This is a genomic window from Arthrobacter sp. zg-Y238 (genome assembly GCF_024385525.1).
In the GTDB taxonomy this organism is placed as follows: domain Bacteria; phylum Actinomycetota; class Actinomycetes; order Actinomycetales; family Micrococcaceae; genus Arthrobacter_B; species Arthrobacter_B jinronghuae.
The window spans coordinates 13,890-31,349 of record NZ_JANFLU010000004.1 but is presented as its reverse complement, the minus strand read 5'-3'; the positions used below and the strand labels follow the sequence as shown (position 1 = coordinate 31,349).

General features: G+C 65.6%; 16 protein-coding genes and 1 tRNA gene. 9 read left to right on the top strand and 8 right to left on the bottom strand.

The features are described from left to right. Nucleotides 1–39 precede the first annotated feature (39 nt). On the bottom strand, nucleotides 40–1,305 hold the full coding sequence (locus NNX38_RS03815) for a hypothetical protein (protein ID WP_255796828.1): 1,266 nt from the start codon (nucleotides 1,303–1,305) through the stop codon (nucleotides 40–42). Between the two features lie 303 nt (nucleotides 1,306–1,608). Between NNX38_RS03815 and acs the strand changes: the two genes are divergently transcribed. Further along, the gene (gene acs / locus NNX38_RS03810) at nucleotides 1,609–3,597 is read left to right on the top strand and encodes an acetate--CoA ligase (protein WP_255796827.1); all 1,989 of its coding nucleotides are present in this window, start codon (nucleotides 1,609–1,611) and stop codon (nucleotides 3,595–3,597) included. 89 nt (nucleotides 3,598–3,686) lie between these two features. On the opposite strand, the gene NNX38_RS03805 is transcribed toward acs, so the two are convergent. Then, nucleotides 3,687–4,109 (bottom strand): organic hydroperoxide resistance protein, encoded by a 423-nt coding sequence (locus NNX38_RS03805; RefSeq protein WP_255796826.1) that lies wholly within the window; start codon nucleotides 4,107–4,109, stop codon nucleotides 3,687–3,689. Between the two features lie 90 nt (nucleotides 4,110–4,199). On the opposite strand from NNX38_RS03805, the gene NNX38_RS03800 reads away from it, so the two are divergent. From NNX38_RS03800 to NNX38_RS03785, 4 genes are all read left to right on the top strand, one after another. Continuing rightward, complete coding sequence (locus NNX38_RS03800; protein WP_255796825.1) at nucleotides 4,200–4,772, top strand: TetR/AcrR family transcriptional regulator; 573 nt, start codon at nucleotides 4,200–4,202, stop codon at nucleotides 4,770–4,772. Nucleotides 4,773–4,851: 79 nt separating this feature from the next. Continuing rightward, nucleotides 4,852–6,213 carry an MFS transporter gene (locus NNX38_RS03795; RefSeq protein WP_255796824.1) on the top strand — a complete coding sequence of 454 codons (1,362 nt, stop codon included), beginning with the start codon at nucleotides 4,852–4,854 and terminating at the stop codon, nucleotides 6,211–6,213. Further along, nucleotides 6,210–6,671 (top strand): type II 3-dehydroquinate dehydratase, encoded by a 462-nt coding sequence (gene aroQ, locus NNX38_RS03790; RefSeq protein WP_255796823.1) that lies wholly within the window; start codon nucleotides 6,210–6,212, stop codon nucleotides 6,669–6,671. The genes NNX38_RS03795 and aroQ overlap by 4 nt, the downstream gene beginning before the upstream one ends. A gap of 2 nt (nucleotides 6,672–6,673) precedes the next feature. Further along, entirely contained in the window at nucleotides 6,674–7,654 is a 981-nt protein-coding gene (locus NNX38_RS03785; RefSeq protein WP_255796822.1) for a DUF2332 domain-containing protein, read from the top strand. A 37-nt stretch (nucleotides 7,655–7,691) separates the two neighbouring features. On the opposite strand, the gene NNX38_RS03780 is transcribed toward NNX38_RS03785, so the two are convergent. Further along, a complete protein-coding gene (locus tag NNX38_RS03780; RefSeq protein ID WP_255796821.1) occupies nucleotides 7,692–8,873 on the bottom strand; it encodes a MarP family serine protease in 1,182 nt (393 codons plus the stop codon). A gap of 221 nt (nucleotides 8,874–9,094) precedes the next feature. Here NNX38_RS03780 and NNX38_RS03775 point away from each other — a divergent pair, with 221 nt between their 5' ends. Then, nucleotides 9,095–9,772, top strand: a complete 678-nt coding sequence (locus NNX38_RS03775; RefSeq protein WP_146360700.1) for a Crp/Fnr family transcriptional regulator — start codon at nucleotides 9,095–9,097, stop codon at nucleotides 9,770–9,772. 204 nt (nucleotides 9,773–9,976) lie between these two features. Here the strand turns inward: NNX38_RS03775 and NNX38_RS03770 are convergent, their stop codons facing one another. Genes NNX38_RS03770 through NNX38_RS03760 form a run of 3 tightly spaced genes read right to left on the bottom strand, consistent with a single transcriptional unit; the run spans nucleotide 9,977 to nucleotide 11,563 of the window. Beyond that, a complete protein-coding gene (locus NNX38_RS03770; protein ID WP_255796820.1) occupies nucleotides 9,977–10,888 on the bottom strand; it encodes an NUDIX hydrolase in 912 nt (303 codons plus the stop codon). Next, nucleotides 10,881–11,363 carry a RidA family protein gene (locus NNX38_RS03765; RefSeq protein WP_255796819.1) on the bottom strand — a complete coding sequence of 161 codons (483 nt, stop codon included), beginning with the start codon at nucleotides 11,361–11,363 and terminating at the stop codon, nucleotides 10,881–10,883. The genes NNX38_RS03770 and NNX38_RS03765 overlap by 8 nt, the downstream gene beginning before the upstream one ends. Further along, complete coding sequence (locus tag NNX38_RS03760; RefSeq protein ID WP_370646360.1) at nucleotides 11,360–11,563, bottom strand: DUF4177 domain-containing protein; 204 nt, start codon at nucleotides 11,561–11,563, stop codon at nucleotides 11,360–11,362. Before NNX38_RS03760 ends, NNX38_RS03765 begins: the two co-directional genes overlap by 4 nt. On the opposite strand from NNX38_RS03760, the gene NNX38_RS03755 reads away from it, so the two are divergent. The 3 genes from NNX38_RS03755 (at nucleotide 11,554) to NNX38_RS03745 (ending at nucleotide 15,109) form a co-directional block, all read left to right on the top strand. After that, nucleotides 11,554–13,941: a transglycosylase domain-containing protein gene (locus tag NNX38_RS03755; RefSeq protein WP_255796817.1), complete on the top strand. Its 2,388-nt coding sequence runs from the start codon at nucleotides 11,554–11,556 to the stop codon at nucleotides 13,939–13,941. The two genes, NNX38_RS03760 and NNX38_RS03755, sit on opposite strands and share 10 nt — an antisense overlap. Continuing rightward, nucleotides 13,938–14,891: a metallophosphoesterase gene (locus NNX38_RS03750; protein WP_370646368.1), complete on the top strand. Its 954-nt coding sequence runs from the start codon at nucleotides 13,938–13,940 to the stop codon at nucleotides 14,889–14,891. Before NNX38_RS03755 ends, NNX38_RS03750 begins: the two co-directional genes overlap by 4 nt. Nucleotides 14,892–15,032: 141 nt before the next feature. Beyond that, nucleotides 15,033–15,109 (top strand) — tRNA-Pro (locus NNX38_RS03745). 65 nt (nucleotides 15,110–15,174) lie between these two features. Here the strand turns inward: NNX38_RS03745 and NNX38_RS03740 are convergent. Continuing rightward, nucleotides 15,175–16,080: a phosphoribosylaminoimidazolesuccinocarboxamide synthase gene (locus NNX38_RS03740; RefSeq protein WP_255796816.1), complete on the bottom strand. Its 906-nt coding sequence runs from the start codon at nucleotides 16,078–16,080 to the stop codon at nucleotides 15,175–15,177. Continuing rightward, on the bottom strand, nucleotides 16,077–17,420 hold the full coding sequence (gene purD, locus NNX38_RS03735; protein ID WP_255796815.1) for a phosphoribosylamine--glycine ligase: 1,344 nt from the start codon (nucleotides 17,418–17,420) through the stop codon (nucleotides 16,077–16,079). The genes NNX38_RS03740 and purD overlap by 4 nt, the downstream gene beginning before the upstream one ends. Nucleotides 17,421–17,460 lie beyond the last annotated feature (40 nt).

Below are 17,460 nucleotides of genomic sequence, written 5' to 3'. Positions count from 1 at the left end.
CGGTTGGATGCTGCTGGTGGCCGCTGCTGCGAGCCTGGCTTACTGGTCGGCGTCGACGCGCTCAATGTTGCTGAGATCGCGCAGCACGCCGATGCGTCCGGTGCGCTTGTCCTGGACCAGGAACTCGTCGCCGCGGTCCTCAAGACCCAGTTCCCAGTCACCCGGGTGGAACATAAACAGCGGCAGTCCGGTGCGCTCGTCCACAATCTGGCGGGGAGTGCCCACGGCGAACCAGAAGGCTTCCACCACTGCTTCGGACTCGTCACGGGTAGCGGTGATGGGTTCCGCTGAGGCGGATTCCGCTTCGTGGGCCCCTGCTGCGGACGCTTCGCGGGCTCCGGCATCGCGGACCACCGGGTTCACGGTGGTGGCGGCCATGGGCTCCTCGGCCCGCAAGCCGGCGGCGGGAGCGGCAGCGGGCTGCGCCTGCGTAGCCGGTGATGCCGTGGCGGGGGAAACCTGCGTCGACGGGGTGGAGGTCTCCTGCACGGAGGTGGCGGGAGCGGCGGCCGATGCACCGGAGGTTCCGACGACGGCGGTGCCGCCGGGAGCGGAAACATCAGTGCTGCTCTGGCTCGGCGCCTCATGCACGGTGGTGCGGGCGTCCTCGTTGCGGTGGGCGTCCTCGTTGCGGCGCAGCGGGTTGGTGAAACGGCGGGCGCCGGCGGCGTTCTCCGTCTCCGGCTTTGCTTCCGGCTTCGGGCGGGCCGGACGGGGACGCAGCGGCAAAGCGTCGCGGGCAGTCAGTGCGGCGGCTGCTTCGGGGCGGTTACGGAATTCCCGGGCAAAGAAGGGCAGGTGCGGCGCCAGGGTGGTGGACACCACCAGGCCCAGGGAACCGACCAACGCGACCATCGCGCCGACGCTGAAGTCGGTCACCGTCTGGATGAAGAAGAAAGCCAGGGCCAGCACAGCCGTCACAGAGGCGAACTGGTCCAGGGAGAGCGATCCCACGCGGGGCTTCATCGTGGGGGCGAGGCGGCGGCCGGCAAACAGTCCGGCAACCAGCAGCGGCAGCAGGATGCCGATGCCGATGAAGAACAGGGAGAACGCATTCCAAAGGTTGAAGTCCTCTTCAAACCCGAGACGGGTCACCGTGAAGAACGGCAGGATGCTACCCACGAGCATGACGAGGACCGAGCCGCCTACAACGGTGTCCCGAAGCCCGAAGGGCCCAATGAGGGCTTCCTGGTCCGTGGCAGCCGGATGTGCCGGCAGGCCCTTGTCTGTCGCGGAGGGGTGTCCGCCGGTTTCCGAAGATCCGGCCGTGGTGCGGGCCTCGTTCTCAACAGGGGGGTTGTTCATACTGATCTCCATTCACGACCACCTGTCCCTAGACCGCACGGGGGCGCCAGGCAACGGGAGGTGCGCATCTACGGTACGTAGGCGGTTGCTTCCTTCAGACAGCCTAATCAACGACGGCGAGGCAGACTAGCGCAGGGGCGGCGCGTCCCGGCGGAGTGACATACCGCTCACCGCATAATCACGCCGTTTTGTGACTGATTATGTGAGCGCGGACACATCGACCCAAATCCGGCGATAGGGTGGTTTGCAGCCATGCACGATTCCCCAAGTGATGGATTTTCAGCGAAGTGAAAGGGTTCAACCATGTCTGATCAGTCCCCTGCAAAGAAGCACGGAGACGCCTTCGAGAACCTGCTGCATGAAAGCCGGAGCTTCCCGCCGAGCGCCGAATTTGCAGCATCCGCAGTGGCGCAGCCCTCGCTGTACGAGGAAGCGGCAGCCGACGGTCCCGAGTTCTGGGCCCGTCAGGCACGGAACATTCTCTCCTGGGAACAGGACTTCACCCAGGCGCTGGACTGGACCGATGCCCCGTTCGCCAAATGGTTTGTCGGCGGCAAGCTCAACGCCGCATACAACGCCCTGGACCGGCACGTTGAAGAAGGCCGCGGAGACCGGGTCGCCATTTATTTCGAGGGTGAACCCGGGGATACGCGCACCTACACGTATGCGCAGCTGACCGAAGAGGTCAAGAAGGCAGCAAACGCGTTCGAATCCCTGGGCGTCGCCAAGGGTGACCGCGTAGCGGTGTACCTGCCGATGATCCCCGAAGCAGTTATCACCATGCTGGCCTGCGCCCGGATCGGCGCTGTGCACTCAGTGGTCTTCGGCGGTTTCTCCGCCGACGCCCTGCGCAGCCGGATCGACGACGCCGAGGCGAAGCTTGTGGTCACGGCGGACGGCTCCTACCGCCGCGGAAAGCCCAGCGCACTCAAGCCCGCCGTGGACGAAGCCCTCGCCAAGGACGGGCATACCGTCGACAACGTACTGGTGGTGCGCCGCAACGGCGAGCCCGTGGAGTGGAACGACAGCCTGGACAAGTGGTGGCACGACGTCGTGGACTCCGCCAGCGCCGAGCACTCCCCCGTGGCCCACGATTCCGAGCACCCGTTGTTCATCCTCTACACCTCGGGAACCACGGGCAAGCCCAAGGGCATCCTGCACACCACCGGCGGGTTCCTCACCCAGACGGCCTTTACGCACCTGAACACCTTCGACCTGCACCCCGAAACGGACGTGTACTGGTGCACCGCGGACATCGGCTGGGTCACCGGCCACAGCTATGTTGCCTACGCGCCGCTGGTCAACGGAGCCACGCAGCTGATTTACGAAGGCACCCCGGATACCCCGCACCAGGGCCGCTGGTGGGAACTGGTGGAAAAGTACAAGGTCTCCATCCTCTACACCGCCCCCACCGCCATCCGCACCTGCATGAAGTGGGGCCGGGACATTCCGCAGAAGTACAACCTCGACTCCATCCGGGTACTGGGTTCCGTGGGCGAACCGATCAACCCGGAAGCATGGATGTGGTACCGGCAGGTCATCGGCGCCAACGGCGGCAAGAAGGAACACCCCGCCCCCATCGTGGATACCTGGTGGCAGACGGAGACCGGCGCGCACATGATCGCTCCGATGCCGGGCGTCACGGCCACCAAGCCTGGCTCTGCCCAGGTGGCCGTCCCCGGCATTTCGGTGGACGTGGTCGATGAGATGGGCGAACCCGTGCCCAACGGGTCCGGCGGTTTCCTGGTGGTGAAGGAACCCTGGCCGTCCATGCTGCGCGGCATCTGGGGGGACCCGGAACGTTTCAAGGAGACCTACTGGTCCCGGTTCGACAACATGTACTTCGCCGGTGACGGCGCCAAGAAGGACGAGGACGGCGACATCTGGCTGCTTGGCCGCGTGGACGACGTTATGAATGTCTCCGGACACCGGCTCTCCACCACGGAGATCGAGTCCGCCCTGGTCAGCCACCCGTCGGTGGCCGAGGCCGCCGTCGTCGGCGCTGCGGACGACACCACCGGTGAAGCCGTGGTTGCCTTCGTGATCCTGCGCGGCAGCGCGAAGGACGACGACGACATTGTCACCACCCTGCGCAACCACGTGGGCAAGGAGATCGGTCCCATCGCCAAGCCGCGGCACATCCTGGTGGTTCCCGAACTGCCCAAGACCCGCAGCGGCAAGATCATGCGCCGGCTGCTCAAGGACGTGGCCGAGGGCCGGGAAGCCGGCGATTCGAGCACGCTGGCGGACAACACCGTGATGCAGCAGATTGCGGCTTCGCTCAAGAAGTAGGCACAGCGAAATAGACACAGCACCAAACAACAGCAGGTGCCCTCCCCGATCCGGGGGACGGCACCTGCTGTTGTTTAACCCTGTAACCCTTAGCCGACGGTGACGTCCAGGTTCACGTCAATGTTGCCGCGGGTGGCGTTGGAGTAGGGGCAGACCTGGTGGGCGGCTTGGGTCAGCTTGTCCGCAGTTGCTTCGTCGACGCCGGACATCTCCACGTGGAGTTCAACGCCCAGCTTGAAGCCGCCGTCGTCGTTCTTGAAGATGCTGACGTCCGCCGTTACGGCGGCATCCGAGATCGGCGCCTTTTCTGCGCGGGCAATCATCTTCAGTGCGGAAAGGAAGCAGGCGGCGTAACCGGTGGCAAAAAGCTGCTCGGGGTTCGTGCCTTCGCCGGAACCGCCCATTTCGGTCGGAGTGGACAGGTTCACCTCGAGCTTGCCGTCGCTGGTACGGGCTTCGCCGTTGCGTCCGTCTCCGGTGGCGGTGGCAGCGGCAGTGTACAAAGCGCTCATGGGGAACTCCTTTTGTGGGGGAAAGTCGGTAGACCTCAAGGTAGACTAACTAGTACGTCTACTGCAAGTGAGGGAGTCAGGGGAACCATGATGGCAGCTACACCCGTGCGGGAGCGGATCCTGGCACAGGCCTCTCTCCTGTTTTACCGAGAGGGGATCCGGGCAGTCAGCGCGGACAAGATCATTGCCGCTGCCGGCACCACGAAGGTGACCTTCTACCGCTACTTCCGCTCGAAGGATGATCTCGTGGTCGCGTACCTGCGGGAGCAGTCGGCGGCGATGCAGGCGCGGGCAGCGGAGCTGGATCCGGATCCGTGCACCGGGCTGCTGCAGTTCGCCGAAGCGATGGGTTCCGAGGCGTGCAGCGCAGGCTTCCGCGGCTGCCCGTTCATCAATGCGGCAGCGGAATATGCCGATCCCGGCCACCCCGTCCGCGTGGTTGTTTCGGAGCACCGGGCCTGGCTCCATTCCCTGGTCACCGGGCGGCTGCAGCAACTGGGCGCCGCAGACGCCGGACAGCTCGCGGACCAGCTGCTTATGCTGCGGGACGGGGCAATGGTGCATGGATACGTGGCGGACGGGACCGCCGTCGAACCGGCACTGATCACCGCCGGGAAGGCGCTGATCCTCCCGCACCTTCCGGAGCCGGGACAGTCCTCGTAGCGCCGCGGAAATCCGGCCCGGTGTGACGTTGGACTCATGGACTTGGTGAAAGCCTCCGCTGCTAGGACAATTCCTGTCTGTGTCTACTACACCCGCAGCGGCCGCACCGCCCGCTTCCCCCACCCCCTCCTCTTCCAAGATGGCCCGCAAAGTTGCGGGCGCCTCGTTTATCGGCACCGCCCTGGAGTCCTACGACTTCTATGTCTTCGGCACCGCCGCAGCCCTGATCCTGAACCGGATTTTCTTTCCCGACGTGGATGCAGCAACAGGCATTCTGCTGTCCTTCCTCACCCTGGGCATGGGCTTCATCGCCCGACCGCTGGGCGCCATTCTCTTCGGCCACATCGGCGACCGGGTAGGACGCAAAACGTCCCTGATCGGAACCATCGTCCTGATGGGTACCGCCACCGGAGCCGTCGGCCTGCTGCCGGACTACGACACCATCGGGATCTGGGCGCCGCTGCTGCTGGTGGGTCTGCGCCTGCTCCAGGGCCTGGCCGTCGGGGGCGAATGGGGCGGTTCCATCCTGATCGCCACCGAGCACGCCGCTCCCCGAAAGCGCGCGCTGTACGCGGCCATCCCGCAGATCGGTTCACCGGTAGGCACGATCATGGTCACCGGCATCTTCCTGCTGCTCACCCAGGTCTCCGACGCAGACCTGGCAGCAGGGGTCTGGCGCATTCCGTTCCTGCTGGCCTTCCCGTTCATGGGCATCGCCCTGTACCTGCGGCTGGCCATCGATGAAACCCCCGTTTTCAAGGGCGTGGCACAGGCCCACCAGATCACCCGGGTTCCGCTGCTGGAGGTGCTCCGCACCCAGTGGGCTGCGGTCCTGGTGGCAGCCGCCGCTGCGCTGCTGGGTATCGGCTCCTACTTCCTGATGACCACCTACACCCAGTCCTACGGGACAACGGTGCTGGGGCTGTCCGAATCCACGGTCCTGAACGCCGCATTGGTCGGTTCGGTGCTGCAGCTGGCAACCATCCCCGCGTTCGGTTTCCTGGCGAACCGGATCGGTTCGGCACGGATGGTGATGGCCGGGGCCGTTGCGACCCTGCTGATCTCCTTCCCGCTGTACTTCATCATCAGCAACGCCACCACACCGGTCTATATCCTGACCATCCTGATCGGCGGCATCGCGCCGACGGCCGCGTGGGCGGCGCTGGGCGGGTTGATGGCGGATCTGTTCCCGGCCCGAACCGGGTTCACGGCAATGTCCCTGGCCTACAGCTTGGCCGGCATCCTCTCCGGATTCACCCCGTCCATCACCCAGGTGTTCTCCAACGCAACCGGCGGCGCGTGGTGGCATCCCGGCGTCGTCCTGGCCCTGATGTCCCTGATCACCATTGCCGGCGCGCTGGCCGCCCGCCGCATGACAGCGCGCAACACGGACGCGCTGCAGTCCGCTTCGCAACTGAACTCCGGCATAGTTAAGCCATGACTGCAGCCGGCACCCGCAACCTCCTCGTCCTTAACGGCCCCAACCTAAACCTGTTGGGCACCCGTGAACCGGCGATTTACGGCAGCTCCACCCTGGCGGATGTGGAGGCCGCGGCCATGGCCGCGGCCTCCGCCCACGGCTGGACCGTGGACTGTGTCCAGTCCAACCACGAAGGCGATCTGATCGATGCCATCCACGCGGCGCGCGGCACTGCGGACGGCATTGTCATCAATCCCGCTGCCTACAGCCACACGTCGGTTGCCATCCCGGACGCATTGTCCGGCGTGGAACTGCCGGTGGTCGAGGTTCACCTGAGCAACATCCACCGCCGCGAGGAGTTCCGCCACCATTCCTTCGTCTCCGCCGTGGCGGAGGTAGTGATCTGCGGAGCCGGTATCAGCGGCTACCGCATGGCGGTGGACTACCTGATCGGGTCCGCCGGGCAGGCCGCGGAGTAGCCATGGCCGCCACTGCGCAGCGGTATGCCCGGTTCGCCGAATTCGAGGCCCGGGGATCCTCCCCTGTCTACGAGCAGTGGACCGCGGCTATCAGTGCGGACCCTGAGGTGCTGGAGCTGATTGACAGCCTTCCGGAGGCCAAGCGCCAACCCAACCTCGTGCTGGCGGCCGCCCGGAGCCGTGGCGCCGCCGCCGAACCCTACGCGCAGTTCCGCTCCTTCCTTCAGGAGCATTGGGAAGACATCCGGTCGGTCATCCTGCGCCGGAGCACGCAGACCAACGAACCCCGCCGCTGCGCCGTCCTCCTTCCCCTGTTCGCCGAAATCGCGCGGACGGAGGGGCGCCCGCTGGCCCTGATCGAAGTCGGCGCTTCCGCCGGGCTGTGCCTGTATCCGGACCGCTACGGTTACCGGTACGACGACGGCGACCTCCTCAACGATCCGGGCCGCCCGGACCTGGTCCTGGACTGCACAACCACCGGCAATCCGCCGCTGCCGCGGGCCTGTCCCGAGATCATCCACCGAACCGGCGTGGACCTGTCGCCGCTGGACCCTGCCGACCCCGAAGACCTGGCCTGGTTGGATGCCTTGATCTGGCCCGGCATGGAAGACCGCCGAACACTCCTGAAGGCAGCGGCCGAAACCGCCGGCCAGTCCCCAGCCCGGATCGTCAAGGGGGACCTCAACGCCGAAATCGCCGGATTAATTGAAGCAGCCCCGGCCGAGGCCGCCGTCGTTGTGTTCCACACCGCCGTCCTGGCCTACATTCCGAAGGCGGACCGGGAAATCTTCCGGGAGAAGGTGTCCAGCTACGTGGATATCCCCGGACGCCCGGTGCATTGGATTTCCAACGAGGGCAGCGGTGCTCTTCCGGGGCCGGTGGAGCCTGAGCCCGGTACAGAACCGGGACTGTTCGTCCTGCACCACAACGGCAGGGCCGTGGCCCGCACCGGAGCGCACGGGCAGTCCCTGCACTGGCTCTAACGGGTTAACTGCTGGCCGTGTATTGAGCGGGGCAGCTTTATTTGCTCGTGCACTGACCGGCTGAAACCGGGCTGTCGTAATCCGACGCGGCGTCAACCACGGGGCCGACTTCGGCCAGCGAGAGGGCGTAGCCGATGGGCTGGTCGCTGGTGGTCTTGGCGAAAATGATGCCGGCGAGGCGGCCATCCATGTCCAGCAGCGGCCCGCCGGAATTGCCCTGCTGCACGTTCGCGGCCAGGGTGTAGACCTCCAGCACTTCGGGGGAGGTTCCGTAGATATCCCGGACGGACACGTTGGACAGGCCCTCGACACTTGCTGCCTGCAGCCGGAACGGGCCGCCCGCCGGATAACCGGCAAAGGCCGCGGTGGTGCCGGCAGCCAGCGCCTCACCCATGGGGACGGGATCGGCGTCGAGGCCGTCCACCGCGAGGACGGCCAGGTCGCGGGCCGGATCGAAGTGGACCACCCGTCCGGGCAGTACGCTGCCATCGGGAACTTCCACCACCGGTTCGTTCACGCCGGCAACCACGTGGGCGTTGGTGACCACGCGGTCATCCGCCACCACAACGCCTGAACCTGTCTGGTTCTGTCCGCACTGATATGCCGTGCCCGTGATTTTGAGGACCGACGCCGACGCGGTCCGCAGCTCTTCGGAGTCCACCTCGGCGCTCGGCGGGACAGCCGTTTGGGGCGCGGCGCTGTCGAGGATGGTCGGCAGCCCCTCGGAAACAGTGAAGGAACGGATCTGCGCACTCCAGGTCTTCACCTGCTCGGGGGTGGCATCGTCAATGGCGGTGAGTACCTTCGAGGCGGCAATCTGCTGGGACAGGAACGGGACGCCCAGCGTCGTCACGCTGAAGGCAAGCATCGCCATGACCAGCGCAGCCACTGCAAGGTTGGCGGCGCCGCCGAGTACGCGGTCCAGGAACCTCAGCGGCGGGAAATTCAGCCACCTGCGGATCATTCCGCCAAGCGCGGCTCCGGCCGCGTGGCCCACGAGCACCAGGACGACGGCCGTGGCAATGACCACCGTCAGCCGCCAGCCGTTATCCGGAACCCATTCGGCAACCAGCGGAATGGCAAAGAACGCGCCGACGGCGCCGGCAACGAATCCGACGATCCCGCCGAGGGTGACCACCAGTCCGTTGCGCAGACCTGCAGCCAAGTAGAAGATCAGGACAAGGAGCAGGATGATGTCCAGAAGTGTCAGTCCGAGCACAAAGAGCTCCAAGCGTGTCAATCGGGGTAGCCGGGCGGTGGAAGGCCGCTGCAGTGCGAGTTTATAGGGACAACCTCCGGAACCCGTTATCAGGATTGACCCCGCGCCTGTGGTCCTGCCCTCTTTTTCGGAGCTATCAGTGAACAAACGTGCTTTAGGTATCACTAGGGGGTGACGTGCGGCAAGATAATAAGGAGAGACCACTATTTACAGGAGATTTCATGGATATCGAGGTACTGCGCCGCGCGCCGTTGTTCGCCTCTCTGGGAGACGACGTCTTCGCCGCCCTGACCGAAGAGCTCACTGAGGTCGACCTCTCACGCGGCGCCTCCGTCTTCCGCGAAGGCGATCAGGGCGACCAGCTCTATTTCATCGTCTCCGGCAAGATCAAGCTTGGCCGCTCCGCCCCGGACGGCCGTGAAAACCTGCTGGCGATCCTCGGCCCGGGCGAACTGTTCGGCGAGATGGCCCTTTTTGATCCGTCGCCCCGGAACGCCACGGCAACCGCCGTTTCCGAAACCCGTCTTGCGGGCCTCCGCCACGAGAACCTGCGCGCCCTGATTGAAACCCGCCCCGAGGTTTCCGTTCAGCTGCTGCAGGCGCTGGCCCGCAGGCTTCGCCGCACGAACGAGTCCCTGGCGGACCTCGTGTTCTCCGACGTTCCGGGCCGCGTGGCAAAGGCGCTGTTGGACCTGGCGGACCGCTTCGGCCGTCCGGCGACGGACGGCATCCTCGTTGCGCACGAGCTCACGCAGGAGGAACTGGCCCAGCTGGTGGGCGCCTCCCGCGAAACCGTGAACAAGGCCCTCGCCGAGTTTGTCCAGCGCGGTTGGCTGCGCCTGGAAGCCCGCGCGGTTGTCATTCTTGACGTGCAGCGGCTGCGCCAGCGCTCCCGCTAAAGGCACGAAACACCAACAACGGCGGGGGCGGGGCCGGGGGCCCGGGCCGCCCGGGGGTGTTGGGAACCCCGGACACATGTTGACCGCCCCCCCCCCCCAACACCACCCACAACCACCACCCCGGGGGCCGCCGCCCGCGCCCCCCCCCCCCGCCGTTGTTGGTTCAAACCCGTGCACATTTGTGCACCGACGGTCCCGCGGCGGTTAGCGCCCGTGCTGAGAGGATCCTTCGGCACCGCCGCCTGCACGAACGGCTACGCAGGGCTTTCCGTCAACTTCCACCAGTTCCGGCTGATAAACAGCGGCGGGCCGGCGGCTCGAAAGGTAAGCGATACAGCCACGGGCGGACGCCACCTTTTCCAGGGTGATTTCGACGGCGGGAACCACCAGTTCGCCCAGGGTCAGTCCGGAGGTGTCCGGCTGGCCGATTTCGTCGCCCAGCGCGGTGCTCTCCCGCGCGGCGATGACTTCCGCCGCCGGTTTCCAGTCTGCCCAGACACCTTTACCCTCCAGCAGGGTGGCGTCCTGGCCTACCGGCTGGACCGCAGCAAAATAACGGGTATCGAAGCGCCGGAGCGCAAAGTCGGCACTGTGCCAGTTGGACAGCGGGCGCAAAAGGTCCGTGCGCAGACCGAGGCCGCGCTTTCCAAGCAACTCCAGGAAGGATGCCTCCTGGGTGGCAATCGCCGTCCGTGCAGCCATCCATTCCGGGCCGCGGTTGCTTTCCAGCAGCGTGGACTCGTCCGGGCCGGCCAGCAGGATGCCGGTTTCTTCGAACAACTCGCGGATCGCGGCCACGACGTGGCGGCGGGCCAGCCGGGCGTCGTCGGCCCCCATGGACTTCGCCCACAGCGCCGGTGCCGGACCGTACCAGGTGACCTGCGCGTCGTCGTTCTCCTCGATGCTGCCGCCCGGGAAGGCGACCTTACCCAGGGGCGATTCGCCCCGCCGGTAGGAAAGGTACGTCTGGGTGCCGCGCGGAGAGTCCCGCAGCAGCACTACTGAGGACGCCAGCCGCGGTTTGCGGGGCGTGCGGTCGGGGCGCTCGAACCAGGTCTGGGCCGCCACCCGTTCCGAGGGCGCCACCGGGAACAGCCGGACTGGGGTGTTAGGCAAATTCAACGATCATTTCTATTTCAACCGGCGCATCCAGAGGCAGGACTGCGACGCCGACGGCGGAACGCGCATGGCTTCCCGCGGAGCCGAAGACATTTCCCAGCAGCTCGGAAGCACCGTTAATGACGGCCGGCTGGCCGGTGAAGGAAGGGTCGGAAGCGACATAGCCCACCACTTTGACCACCCGTACCACGCGGTCAAGGTCACCGATCTGAGCCTTCACGGCGGCCAGGGCATTGACGGCACAGACGGCCGCGTAGGACGCCGCATCCTCTGCGCCCACTTCCGCACCCACCTTGCCCGTGGCCGGCAGGACCCCGTCCACAAACGGCAACTGGCCGGACGTGTGGACGAGGTTGCCGGTGATCACGGCCGGAACGTAGACAGCCACCGGAGATGCGACGGCGGGAAGGCTCAGGCCCAGTTCCCGGAGCCTGGTCTCAACAGCCGAGACTGCACCGGCAGCGCCAGTCACTGGTTTTTTTCGCGTTTCATGTAGGCGACGGAACCGGTTCCATTCGGCGCCGAAGCGATCTGTACCAGTTCCCAACCTTCTTCCCCGTGCATATTCAGGACTTGCCCGGGTGTGTGCAGTGGAAGAGGCGTAATGAAGTATTCCCATTTGGTCATAAGGGAAAGCGTAACGTGCTTGTAGACTGTCTCGCATGGCAGCACGCAAATCACCGTTCTTTGACACGGCGACCACTCTCGGGAAGCTCGTCGCGTTCTTCGGCATCAGTGCTCTTTGCGGAGTCCTGGCTGCCGGTCTCCTGGTTCCGGTAGCCGCAGCAGCAGGCACAGCCGCATCCGGATCCATCCAGTTCTTTGACCAGCTTCCGTCGGAACTGGAGCGCGGGGCACTGGCCACGCCGTCAAAGATCTATGCAAACGACGGCTCCCTGATCGCCACCGTGTACGAGGAGAACCGCCAGCCCGTGACCCTCGACCAGGTGTCACCCAACATGGTGGACGCCATGCTGGCCATCGAGGATGACCGGTTCTACGAACACGGCGGGGTGGACCTGCAGGGCATCATGGGCGCCCTGGTGTCCAACGCCACCAGTGACAGCACCCGCGGTGCTTCCACCATCACCCAGCAATACGTAAACAACGTCATCATTGACACCAACATGCAGAACAACAAGGAAGTTGTTTTCAGCGGCGGTAAATCGGTGGGCGACAAGCTTCGCGAAATGAAGCTTGCAATTGCGGTGGAGAAAGAGCTGAGCAAGGACGAAATCCTTGAGGGCTACTTCAATATCGTTCCCTTCAGCGGCACCACGTACGGCGTCCAGGCTGCGGCGCGCTACTTCTTCAACGTGGACGCCAAGGACCTGAACATTGCGCAGTCGGCGCTGCTGGCCGGCGTCGTAAACGGTCCCACGTTCTACAGCCCGGAGCTGAACCCCGAGCGCTCCCTCGAACGCCGGAACCTGGTGCTTCAGGCCATGTTGGATAAGGGCCGCATCAGCCAGGAAGACTTCGACGCTTCTGTTGCCACCGGTTTGGACCTGCAGATCACGCCGGTGTCCAGCAACTGCGTTGGGGCCTCACAGGCCCCCTACTTCTGTGACTACGTAACGCGCCTTGTGCTCAATGACGAGAACTTCGGTGCCACGGAGGACGACAGGGACAAGCTGCTCAAGCGCGGCGGCCTGACCATCAAGACCACGCTGAACCCGACGTTCCAGAACGCCGCGCAGACAGCCGTCAACGAAACGGCCAATCCGGACACCACCGATGCTGAGATCGGCCACGCAATGGTCAGCGTTGAACCCGGCACCGGCAAGATCCTGACGATGGCCCAGAACACCCGGTACACACCCGAACTCGCGGACGGCAACTCCGTCCAGAACTTCAACGTGGACGTTAACCAGGGCGGTGATCCGACCAAACCCCTTAACGGCCTCGGCGGATTCCAGCCCGGATCCACCTACAAACCGTTTACGGTTGCTGCCTGGCTGGATGCGGGCAAGACCCTGAACACCACACTGAACGGTTCCAAGCGCACCTACCCCGCCGGACACTCCTGGAACGCCTCGTGCCTGCCCGGCGGCCGCTATGTGGCACTGGAACCGTGGACGCCCATCAACTACGGGGATACGAACTACAAAACCACCACCGTCCTGGACGGCCTGGCCCAGTCCTACAACACCATCACCCTCGCCGAGATCAACCAGCTCGATCTGTGCTCCTTCCAGCAAATAGCCTTCGCTGCAGGAATCCACGACGGCAAGAGCTCGGAAGGCAAAGAGGACATGCTCTCCGTCAACCCGCCGTCAACCTTCGGCGGCGGCGGCGACGCCTCTCCGCTGTCCATGGCCACCGGTTTTGCAACTCTGGCCGCCGAAGGCCTGCAGTGTGACCCCATTGCCCTTGAATCCGTCACCGGCGCCGACGGCACCGAATATCAGGTTCCGGAGCAGTCCTGCGAACAGGTGATGCGTAAAGAGGTTGCCCAAGGCGTCAACATGGCCACCCAGCGGGTTATGACCAACGGTTCCGGTGTGAACCTGCAGGTCGGTGTTCCCACCGCAGGCAAGACCGGCACCAACGACACCCGCTCGCAGACCTGGTTCATGGGTTACAGCACCGGAATGGTCACCGCCTCGTGGATCGGCAACTGGAAAGCCAATAACACCACCATGTCGGACAAGTTGATCGGCGGACGGACCTACCCGGAGATCGACGGCTCCCTGATCGCCGGCCCCTCGTGGAAGAACTACATCCAGCGGATTGCCGGACAGTACGAAGCCAATGCGTTTACCGCTCCCCCGGCCAGCATGGTCGGCAACACGGCTCCTGCCCCGCGCGCCACACCCCCTGCCTCCCCGCCGGCGTCCCCGGCTGCAGATCAGGGTCCCGGCAACGGCGGCGGCGGTGAAGGCGGCGGTCCCGGCAACGGTGGCGGCGGTGAAGGCGGCGGTCCCGGCAACGGTGGCGGCGGTGAAGGCGGCGGTCCCGGCAACGGCGGCGGCGGTGAAGGCGGCGGTCCCGGCAACGGCGGCGGCGGTGAAGGCGGCGGTCCCGGCAACGGCGGCGGTAACGGATAGTGGCTGATTCAACCCTGTCATCCGTGGGACGCAAGGCGGCATGGCTGGCCGGCGGCTTGGCCGGCACCGGTGCTGCGGCCTTCGCCTACGGCTCCCTGATAGAACGGAACCTCTTCGGTGTCCGTGAAGAAACCGTCCGGGTCCTTCCGGCCGGAAGCACTCCCCTGCGGGTCCTGCACCTTTCGGACATCCATTTTGTTCCCGGCCAGGAACGGAAAGTCCGCTGGCTGCAGGGCCTGGCTGACCTGGAACCGGACCTGGTAGTCAACACCGGTGACAATCTCAGCCACCCCCAGGCAGTACCAGCCGTGCTTGAGGCGCTGAAACCCGTAATGCGTTTCCCGGGCGTATTTGTCCCGGGCTCCAATGATTACTACGCCCCGGTACTGAAGAACCCGTTTACGTACTTCACGGGCCCCTCCAAGCATCGGCGCGAGCCGGAGAAGCTGCCTTGGGGAACCCTCTTCGGATCTTTCCAGGACGCCGGCTGGCAGAACCTCACCAACACCAACAGCGTGATGGACCTGCCCGGCCTACGCCTGAACTTCTCCGGCGTGGATGACCCGCATCTGGGGCGGGACAAATATCAGGGCTTTGCACCGTCCGGCGTACCCGCTTCCACGGGAACCAACACAGCGCCCGAAGTGAAAATCGGCGTCGCCCACGCTCCCTACCAGCGCGTACTAAACGAATTCACCGGTGGAGGCGCCGAGATCATCCTTGCGGGGCACACCCACGGCGGACAGGTCTGCATTCCCGGCTACGGCGCCCTGGTCAGCAACTGCGACCTGCCGACCTGGCAGGCCCGCGGCCTGACCTCCTGGGCACATGCGGGACGCCGGGTGCCACTGAACGTCTCCGCCGGCATCGGCACCTCGCGCTACGCGCCGGTGCGCTTTGCCTGCCGTCCCGAGGCAGTCCTGCTGACCCTGACGGCGCGGGACGCCTAGCTCGGATCGGGGTCCGGACCTGCCTTTCGCAGGTGCCGCCGGAGACGTTCAAAACGCCCGTTTCGCGGAATCGGGATTTGTCTAGTATCCTTGTAAAGTTGCTTCGCGAGGTCGTCAAACACTTCAGCGAAGCAGTGGTTACGGGGTGTGGCGCAGCTTGGTAGCGCGCGTCGTTCGGGACGACGAGGTCGCAGGTTCAAATCCTGTCACCCCGACCAGCAAGGGCCGGTCAGAGAAATCTGACCGGCCCTTTTGCGTTAAGCGCCCCGCGCCTCGGGGAAACTTACACGAATCCCTCCCCGGTCAGCCGTTCATAGGCCTCCACATACCGGGCCCGGGTTCGTTCGACGACGTCGTCCGGGAGGGCAGGGGGCGGCGTATCGGAGTGCCGGTCCCAGCCCGAGGCCGGTGAGGTAAGCCAGTCCCGCACATACTGCTTATCGAAGGACGGCTGGGCCTGACCGGGCGAATACAGTGCCGCATCCCAGAAACGGGACGAATCCGGGGTCAGCACCTCGTCCCCCAAGGTGACCGCCCCGGTCAGCGGATCCTTCCCGAACTCCACTTTGGTATCGGCAAGGATGATCCCGCGTTCCCGTGCGACGGCTTCGGCACGGGTGTAGATCTGCAGCGTCAGCGAACGCAGCTCGTCGGCCGTGCCGGCGCCCACCGTGTCCACCACCGCTTCAAAGGTGATGTTCTCGTCATGTTCGCCCTGCTCGGCCTTGGCCGAGGGGGTGAAAACGGCCGGTTCAATCCGCGAACCGTCCACCAGCCCGGCAGGCAGCGGCAGCCCGCACACTGTTCGGGAGGCCTGGTACTCGGCCAGCCCGGAGCCGGTCAGGTAGCCGCGGGCAATGCACTCCACCGGGTACATCTCAAGCTTCTTGCAGATCATCGCCCGGCCGGCCACGGCCTCCGGAATGCCTTCCTGTGCGGAAATCACGTGGTTCGGAATTTCCGCCAACTGGTCGAACCACCACAGACTGAGCTGCGTGAGGATCCGTCCCTTATCCGGAATGGTGCTGGCCAGCACGTGGTCGTACGCGCTGATCCGGTCGCTGGCCACCACCAGCACGCGGCCGGCGTCGTCCCCGGCTCCCTCGGGCACGTACAGATCGCGGACCTTGCCGGAATACACATGCCGCCAGCCCGGCAGCTTGGGCGCACGGCCCGTACCGTCACTCATGCCGGGTTCCCTTCGCGGGCCGCAGCCGCGTCCTGCGCAGGCATGCTGCCGGACTGTCCCGAACTGCCTTCCGGGACCCGCACTTCGCCGCGGGCAGCCTTCAAGGCAATATCGGTGCGGTGCTGGGAGCCTTCCAGCCGGATCAGGTCGACGCCGGCGTAGGCGCGGTCCCTCGCTTCGTCCAAGGTGGAACCCAGCGCGACCACGGAAAGTACCCGCCCGCCGGCGCTGCGCACCTTGTCCTTCTTGAGCTTCGTGCCGGCGTGCAGCACGTGCACACCCTCCAGCTGCGCGGCTTTCTTCAGCCCCCGCACCCGGTCACCGGTCTTCGGCGTGCCGGGATAGTTTTCCGCTGCCACCACCACGGCGACGGCGGGGCGCGGGTCCCATTTAAGCTGCTCCATGGCGTCCAGGCCACCCTTGGCCGCGGCCATCAGCAGACCACCGAGCGGGGTCCTCAACCGCGCCAGCACTGCCTGCGTCTCCGGATCACCGAAGCGGGCGTTGAATTCGATGACCCGCACCCCGCGCGTCGTCAGGGCAAGCCCGCAGTAAAGCACACCCACAAAAGGGGTGCCGCGGGAAGCCATTTCGTCAATGGTCGGCTGCGCGACCCGGCGGACCACGTCCTGCACCAGCCCGGCCGGTGCCCAGTCCAGAGGCGAGTAGGCGCCCATGCCGCCGGTGTTGGGGCCGGCGTCGTCGTTGAAAATCCGTTTGAAGTCCTGGGCGGGAGCCAGCGGCACCACGTGCCGTCCGTCGGAGAGCACGAAGAGGGAGACCTCGGGGCCGTCCAGGAACTCCTCAATCACCACGGTTCCGCCTGCCTCGAAGCAGGCTCGGGCGTGCTCCAGTGCTTCGTTCCGGTCCGAGGTCACCACCACGCCCTTGCCCGCGGCCAGCCCGTCGTCCTTGACCACGTACGGGGCGCCGAAGGTGTCAAGCGCGTCGGCGGCTTCTTCCACGGTCCCGGCCATGCGCGCCATCGCGGTGGGAACGTTGGCGGCCGCCATGACCTGCTTGGCAAAGGCCTTGGAAGCTTCGAGCTGCGCGGCCGCCTGCGACGGGCCGAACACGGCAATCCCTGCCTCCCGCAGTGCGTCGGCAACACCTGCCGCGAGCGGCGCCTCGGGGCCGATAACCACTAGGTCGGAACCGAGGGACCGGGCCAGGTCCGTGACAGCGGCGGGGTCGGTGGCCTCGACCGGGTGGACCGGGACCATCTGGGCAATGCCTGCGTTCCCGGGTGCCGCGTGGACCTCACGGACGTAGGGATCGGCCAGGAGCGCTCGGACAAGGGCATGTTCGCGGCCGCCTGGGCCTACTACGAGAACCTTCACAGTAGATCAGGGTACTTGCTGGGATGGACCGCTCGAAAGC